Genomic DNA, 6,691 nt, shown 5'->3' with positions numbered 1-6,691 from the left:
CCCCCTAGGCTTGCTCGATATTCGATTCAGGCGGGTTTTTATGGACAGCAACAACGACTGGCGTCAGCGGCTCTACGTCATGGTGTTCCAGAGCGACACAGTGGCCGGGCGACGTTTTGACGGCATCCTGTTGCTGATCATCCTCGCCAGTATTGTGATCGTGATGCTCGACAGCATCGATCAGATTCACCAGGACTACGCCAATGTGCTGGCCTACATTGAGTGGGGCTTCACGGTCATCTTCGCCATCGAGTACGGGCTGCGCCTGTATTGCTCGCCCAAGCCGCTGCGTTATGCCTTCAGCTTTTATGGGCTGGTCGACTTGCTGGCCATCGTGCCCGGGATCCTCGCCCTGTATTACAGTGACGCGCAGTACCTGCTGATCATCCGCATCATTCGCATGCTGCGGATTTTCCGCGTGCTCAAGCTCAGCCCGTACCTCAAGCAAGCCAACTATTTGATGGCCGCGCTGCGTGGCAGCAAGCAGAAAATCGTGGTGTTCCTGGTGAGCGTGTGCACGCTGGTGACGGTGTTCGGCACCTTGATGTACGTGATTGAAGGTCCGGAGCATGGCTTCACCAGTATTCCCAAGGGCATCTATTGGGCGATCGTGACCCTGACCACCGTGGGCTTCGGCGATATCGTGCCGAAGACGCCGCTGGGCCAGGTGATTTCGTCACTGGTGATGATCACCGGTTATTCGATCATCGCCGTGCCCACCGGGATTTTTACCGCCGAACTGGCCAGCGCCATGCGCGGTGAACAGCTGCAGCACGATTGCCCGGTGTGCAAGAAAGACAGCCATGAACCCAACGCGGCGTTTTGCTCGCGCTGTGGCAATAATCTTTTTCATAAACTGGAATAAGCACAGAGCGTTTTAATCTTTAAACGTCTATGCGGCGCCCGTTATAGTCGATGGCAAATTGCCCCCACTCAACCGATCACCTTCTCGAACAACAAGGAATGAGCAGTGAAAAAACTCGTTAGCGCCTCTCTCCTGGCCGCCGGCCTGGCCCTGGCCGGTGCCGTCCAGGCCGCCCCGGTCACTCTGCTCAACGTCTCCTACGACGTGATGCGCGATTTCTACAAAGACTACAACGCCGCCTTCCAGAAACACTGGGAAGCCGAGCACCCGAACGACAAGCTGACCTTGCAGATGTCTTTCGGCGGTTCCAGCAAACAAGCGCGCTCGGTCATCGACGGCCTGCCGGCTGACGTGATCACCATGAACATGGCCACCGACATCAACGCGCTGGCGGACAACGGCAAACTGGTGCCGGACAACTGGGTCACCCGCCTGCCGAACAACAGCGCGCCGTTTACCTCCGCCACCGTATTCATCGTGCGCAAGGGCAACCCCAAGGCCCTGAAAGACTGGCCGGACCTGCTCAAGGATGGCGTGCAAGTGATCGTGCCGAACCCGAAGACCTCGGGTAACGGCCGCTACACCTACCTGTCAGCGTGGGGCTACGTGCTGAAAAACGGCGGCGATGAAGACAAGGCGAAGAAGTTCGTCGGCGAGCTGTTCAAACACGCGCCGGTGCTCGACACCGGTGGCCGCGCCGCCACCACCACCTTCATGACCAACCAGATCGGCGACGTGCTGGTGACGTTTGAAAACGAAGCAGAAATGATCGCCCGTGAATTCGGCCGTGACCAGTTCGAAGTGATCTACCCAAGCGTCTCGGCTGAAGCTGAGCCGCCGGTGTCGGTGGTCGACAAAGTGGTCGAGAAGAAAGGCACCCGCGTGGCGGCCGAAGACTACTTGAACTACCTGTGGTCGCCGGAAGGCCAGGAAATCGCCGCCAACAACTACCTGCGTCCACGTGACCCGAAGGTGCTGGCCAAGTACACCGACCGCTTCCCGAAAGTCGACTTCCTGTCGGTCGAGAAAACCTTTGGTGACTGGCGCACCGTGCAGAAGACCCACTTCAATGATGGCGGGATTTTTGACCAGATCTATTCGGGTCAATAACTGAACAAACGCGGTAAACACTGCGGGAGCTGGCTTGCCGGCGATAGCATCACCTCGGTCTGCCTGATACACCGAGGTGCCTGCATCGCAGGCAAGCCAGCTCCCACAGTTGGTGTTGTGTTGGGCAGTTACATCGGCGGCGTTACGCCGTCTTTACCCGCCGAGATGGCCTGGGCGGTAATGGTCCCATCCGCGCCCTTCGCCGCGAACATCACTACCTTCGTCCCGACCTTGAGCAAGCTGCGATCCCCCGGCTCCAGGTTGACGATCGGCACATCATCCGGCACCACGATCTTCTGCTCGCCGCCTTTGTACTTAACGGTCAAGGTGCGCCCGTTGCTGACCACCAAGTCGCCAACGGTGCCGTTGGTCATGCTGCTGCCCTCTTTCAAATCAAACGCGCGGTGCCCGTCGCCCGTACCGGCCATCGCCGGTGGGAACACGTGGACTTCCAGCGCAGTCAGGCTGCCATCGGCATTCGGCATCGCCGCCGAACCGATGTAGCTGCCCGGCTTGATCTCATCGATCTTGGCCAAGGTAACGGCGCGCACCAGGGTGTCTTTGGTCAGGTGCACGGTGACGTCTTCACCGCTGTTGACCTTGACGTGCATCGCGTCGCCGTCCATCGCAGTGATGGCGCCGCGCACGCCGACTCGCGGGGCATCGGCGGCATTAGCCAGGCCAACGGCCATGGCCGCGGCGAGGGTGGAAGCCAGGAGCATCTTGTTGAGCGTGATCTTCATGTCAGTGGATTTCCTGTTTCGGCAGTTATGTCTGAATGTATCATTGCCGTTCGACCCGAAAGTTAACGTTTCAGTCATTAATTTCCCGCATGAGTGATATCACCGCCAGCGCCCTACTCCGGTCACGGCGTTGTCTTTACTCTCGCACGCCACCTTCCTTCGCTTTAACGAGAACCCCATGAACGCTACCCCACACGCTACAAGCACCATGACCCGAGGCATGGTGATGCTGTTTGCGTTCTGTTGCGGCGCCATCGTTGCCAACATTTACTACGCCCAGCCGATCATCGAGTTGATCGCGCCGGACATCGGCCTGACCCCGGCAATGGCCAGCCTGATCGTGTCCCTGACGCAAATCGGCTATGCGCTTGGCCTGTTTTTCCTGGTGCCGCTGGGCGACCTGCTGGAAAACCGCAAGCTGATGATCGCTACCACCGTGCTGGCCATCGCCAGCCTGTTGGGCGCAGCCTTCACCGAGCAGCCGAACCTGTTCCTGCTGGTGTCGTTGCTGATCGGGTTCAGCTCGGTGTCGGTGCAGATCCTGATCCCTCTGGCCGCGCACCTGGCCCCGGCCGAATCCCGTGGCCGCGTGGTCGGCAGCATCATGGGTGGCCTGCTGCTGGGTATCCTGCTGGCACGGCCGGTGTCCAGCCTCGTGGCCGACCACTTCGGCTGGCGTGCGATGTTCATGGCCGCCGCGGCACTGATGGCGTTTATCAGCGTGGTCCTGCTGTTGACGATCCCCAAGCGTCAACCCGATCACAGCGCCAGCTACGGCCAGTTGCTGCGCTCTCTCGGCACCCTGCTGCGCCAGCAACCGGTACTGCGCCAGCGCGCGTTCTACCAGGGCTGCATGTTCGCCACGTTCAGCCTGTTCTGGACCGCCGCCCCGCTGGAACTGGCGCGTAATCACGGCCTGAGCCAAACCGAGATCGCCCTGTTTGCTCTGGTCGGTGCCCTGGGCGCCATCGCCGCGCCTATTGCTGGCCGCCTCGCCGATGCCGGCCACACCCACCGCGCATCGCTGCTGGCGATGCTGTTTGCCGCGCTGAGCTTCCTGCCCGCTTTCGTACACCCGCTGTACAGCGTGATCGGCCTGGCAGTGACTGGCGTGGTCCTGGACTTCTGCGTGCAGATGAACATGGTCCTCGGCCAACGCGCCATCTACGCCCTCGACGCCACCAGCCGCAGCCGCCTGAACGCGTTGTACATGACCAGTATTTTCATCGGCGGTGCATTCGGCTCGGCAATTGCCAGCAGCGTGTACGAACACGGCGGCTGGCTGGGCGTGATGCTGGTGGGCAGCGCATTCCCGCTGCTGGCGCTGTTGCGCTTTCTGAGTGCTTCGCGCCAGGCTGCGCCGGCAGTGGCGTAGACGCATCGCCTGTAGGCATTGGCCACTGAGGGAGCTGGCTTGCCTGCGATGGCATCAACCGGGCATGCCTGATACACCGAAGTCTCTGCATCGCAGGCAAGCCAGCGCCTACAGCGATCGCACTACGAACGCACCAACTTCTCCAATGCCGCATCCGCCAGAAATGACGAGCGGCTTTTGACCTTGTGTTCGCGCACATACCGGTCGATGCGCTGGATGACATACCCCGGCAAGGTCACATTGACCTTCTCGGTCTTGCCCAGATAGGGCGAGATATCCAGCTCCAACATCCCCCAGCCCATCCCCGCATAATCTTCGTGGGCATGATGATTGGCCACCGACGTCGGCATCGGAATCACCCCGCCTTCGGCCGCGATCTCTTGCAGCATGATGTGCGCCACTTCCACGGCGGCGTTGTACGCCTCTTCAAAGCTGTCGCCGGCGGTGACTGCACCGGGAATATCGGGGATCTGAATGCCGGTGGCGGTGAAGTCATCGCCCCATTCGATACAGATTGGGTATTGCATGAATGCTCTCCTTAAAACTGAAACAGCCCGGCGCGCTTCCTGATGCTTCTGACGGTGCCCAGCGGCAGATCCTTCTTGGGATGCGGCACCGGTATCGTGTACGGGTTATAGCGGTGAGTAAAAATATGATGACTGCCTGTGAGCCGATCCAGCACCCAACCCGCCTCTTGCAGCGCCTTGATCAATAGCCTGCTTTGCACCCCAGCCTCCTTGGCTTGGCCTGAATAAAAGTAACCCTAGAGTTATCTTTACTCAAGCACAGAATAGCCCACGCCGACTGGCGGTTGTTTTACCGAATAGTGAAACGGCGCGGTTTTATTCCTTCAGGGCATAAATATTATGCAGCCGACCTCACTTCTGGCACCGCCCGGCTGAGCCCATCATCGCTCCAGCCAACCCGGCCCATCTCCCGAGGGAATATCACCATGACACTTCAAGCCACACTTGATGCCTTCCGCGCTGACTTCAAAGCCGGCAAGCCGCCCTACAACGCCCCGGCCCACATCCATCCGATCATGGAGCGCGCCACCGCCGAGCTGATCGCCTCCGGCGCCGCACAGCGTGCGCTCAACGTCGGCGACAAAGCGCCGCTGTTCAGCCTCAAGGATGCCGACGGCACACTGGTTTCGTCTGCCGACCTGTTGGCCAAAGGCCCGCTGGTGCTGACGTTTTACCGAGGCGTGTGGTGCCCGTACTGCAATATGGAATTGCAGGCGCTGCAGGCCTTTCTGCCAACATTGAAAGCCGCCGGTGCCAACCTGCTGGCACTGTCGCCACAGACCGCTGCCAACAGCCGCAAATCCGAGCGCATCGTCGAGCTCGATTTTCCGATCCTCAGCGACACCCATAACGACGTCGCCGCGGCTTTCGGCCTGCGCTTTGAACTGCCGGACTACCTGATCGAACTCTACAAAGGCTTCGGCAATAACCTGCCGCTGATCAATGATGACCCGGCCTGGACCCTGCCCATGCCCGCCCGCTATGTGATCGGCCAGGACAGCGTGATTCGTTACGCCGAGGTCAACCCGGATTACACTCAACGCCCAGAACCGTCGGCGATGCTCGACGCCCTCACCCGATAATCCAAGGACACTCGATGGACCGCCTCACCGCCATGGAAACCTTCGTTCACGTGGTGGAGACCGGCTCGTTTTCGGCCGCCGCCAAACGCTTGGGGATAGGCCAACCTGCCGTCTCCAAGAGCATCGCGCACCTGGAGACGCGCCTGGCGGTGCGGTTGCTGTTGCGCTCAACGCGCGGCTTGACCCCGACCGAAGCAGGCCTGGCCTATTTCGAGCGGGCCAAGCGCACCATCGACGAAGCCAACGAGGCCGATGACGCAGCGCGAGGCGCCGGCGCTGGGCTGTCGGGTAATTTGCGCATCAGTGCTGCGACCACCTTCGCGCGGTTGCACATCATTCCTCACCTGGGGCCGTTTTTGGCGCACTACCCTGGGCTCAATATTGAAGTGGTGCTCAATGACCACAGCCTCAACCTGGTGGAAGAAGGCATCGACGTCGCCCTGCGCATGGGCAACTTGAGCGACTCTGGGCTGACCGCACGCAAGATCGGCCAGTCGCCCCGCCAAGTCCTCGCCACCCCGGCCTACTTCGAACGCTTTGGCGAACCTGCGACACCGGCGGATGTGCTGCAACACCAGGCGATCCTCTACAGCCTGGGTGGCGGTTCAAGTTGGACCTTCCGTCAAGGCGACACCGAACATTCGATCGTCGCCCGTGGCCGTGTGCGCGTTACCGCAGCGGAAGGCGTGCGCGCCGCCGTGCTGAGCCATTTGGGCTTGACCCTGGCGTCGACTTGGATGTTTGCGCCGGAGCTGGCGAGTGGCGAGGTGAAAACGGTGCTGAATGACTGGCAACTGTCGCCGATCGATTTATGGGCGGTGTTTCCGACGGGCAGGATGGCGAGCGCCAAGGCGCGGGCGTTTGTTGATTATGTGGAGGGGTTGTTGGGTTAGTGGGTTTCGTGGGCATATCCGTTATTTGGGTGACGGCCACTATGGGTTCCGCTCTTACAGCGGGTCACTTTCGAAAAGCGCGAAAGTAACCAAAGC

Annotated in this window: 8 protein-coding genes; 5 read left to right on the top strand and 3 right to left on the bottom strand. The window is 60.4% G+C overall.

The window, feature by feature from the left end; translation table 11 throughout:
* Nucleotides 1-40 precede the first annotated feature (40 nt).
* Together WBB95_RS06145 and WBB95_RS06140 are read left to right on the top strand one after the other, a co-directional pair.
* Complete coding sequence (locus tag WBB95_RS06145) at nucleotides 41-865, top strand: ion transporter (RefSeq protein WP_424486752.1); 825 nt, start codon at nucleotides 41-43, stop codon at nucleotides 863-865.
* Nucleotides 866-970: 105 nt separating this feature from the next.
* Entirely contained in the window at nucleotides 971-1,975 is a 1,005-nt protein-coding gene (locus tag WBB95_RS06140; RefSeq protein ID WP_424486751.1) for a sulfate ABC transporter substrate-binding protein, read from the top strand.
* Nucleotides 1,976-2,103: 128 nt separating this feature from the next.
* On the opposite strand, the gene WBB95_RS06135 is transcribed toward WBB95_RS06140, so the two are convergent.
* Nucleotides 2,104-2,718: a DUF5666 domain-containing protein gene (locus WBB95_RS06135; protein WP_424486750.1), complete on the bottom strand. Its 615-nt coding sequence runs from the start codon at nucleotides 2,716-2,718 to the stop codon at nucleotides 2,104-2,106.
* Between the two features lie 178 nt (nucleotides 2,719-2,896).
* On the opposite strand from WBB95_RS06135, the gene WBB95_RS06130 reads away from it, so the two are divergent.
* Complete coding sequence (locus WBB95_RS06130; RefSeq protein WP_424486749.1) at nucleotides 2,897-4,093, top strand: MFS transporter; 1,197 nt, start codon at nucleotides 2,897-2,899, stop codon at nucleotides 4,091-4,093.
* A 122-nt stretch (nucleotides 4,094-4,215) separates the two neighbouring features.
* On the opposite strand, the gene WBB95_RS06125 is transcribed toward WBB95_RS06130, so the two are convergent.
* The gene (locus WBB95_RS06125) at nucleotides 4,216-4,620 is read right to left on the bottom strand and encodes a type II toxin-antitoxin system HicB family antitoxin (RefSeq protein ID WP_048729935.1); all 405 of its coding nucleotides are present in this window, start codon (nucleotides 4,618-4,620) and stop codon (nucleotides 4,216-4,218) included.
* An 11-nt stretch (nucleotides 4,621-4,631) separates the two neighbouring features.
* A complete protein-coding gene (locus WBB95_RS06120) occupies nucleotides 4,632-4,820 on the bottom strand; it encodes a type II toxin-antitoxin system HicA family toxin (protein WP_424486748.1) in 189 nt (62 codons plus the stop codon).
* 225 nt (nucleotides 4,821-5,045) lie between these two features.
* Between WBB95_RS06120 and WBB95_RS06115 the strand changes: the two genes are divergently transcribed.
* On the top strand, nucleotides 5,046-5,702 hold the full coding sequence (locus tag WBB95_RS06115; RefSeq protein ID WP_424486747.1) for a peroxiredoxin-like family protein: 657 nt from the start codon (nucleotides 5,046-5,048) through the stop codon (nucleotides 5,700-5,702).
* A gap of 14 nt (nucleotides 5,703-5,716) precedes the next feature.
* The gene (locus WBB95_RS06110; protein ID WP_424486746.1) at nucleotides 5,717-6,595 is read left to right on the top strand and encodes a LysR family transcriptional regulator; all 879 of its coding nucleotides are present in this window, start codon (nucleotides 5,717-5,719) and stop codon (nucleotides 6,593-6,595) included.
* The last annotated feature ends 96 nt before the right edge of the window (nucleotides 6,596-6,691 follow it).

It is taken from the genome of Pseudomonas sp. (assembly GCF_049645325.1).
Taxonomy (GTDB): domain Bacteria; phylum Pseudomonadota; class Gammaproteobacteria; order Pseudomonadales; family Pseudomonadaceae; genus Aquipseudomonas.
Note: the sequence above shows the minus strand (reverse complement) of the source record. Positions and strands in the feature narration are given on the sequence as shown.

Bases quoted from the DNA above. Each gene is read 5' to 3' on its own strand.
- WBB95_RS06145 (WP_424486752.1), top strand. From the start codon at position 41: ATGGACAGCAACAACGACTGGCGTCAGCGGCTCTACGTCATGGTGTTC.
- WBB95_RS06135 (WP_424486750.1), bottom strand. From the start codon at position 2,718: ATGAAGATCACGCTCAACAAGATGCTCCTGGCTTCCACCCTCGCCGCG.
- WBB95_RS06130 (WP_424486749.1), top strand. From the start codon at position 2,897: ATGAACGCTACCCCACACGCTACAAGCACCATGACCCGAGGCATGGTG.
- WBB95_RS06125 (WP_048729935.1), bottom strand. From the start codon at position 4,620: ATGCAATACCCAATCTGTATCGAATGGGGCGATGACTTCACCGCCACC.
- WBB95_RS06115 (WP_424486747.1), top strand. From the start codon at position 5,046: ATGACACTTCAAGCCACACTTGATGCCTTCCGCGCTGACTTCAAAGCC.
- WBB95_RS06110 (WP_424486746.1), top strand. From the start codon at position 5,717: ATGGACCGCCTCACCGCCATGGAAACCTTCGTTCACGTGGTGGAGACC.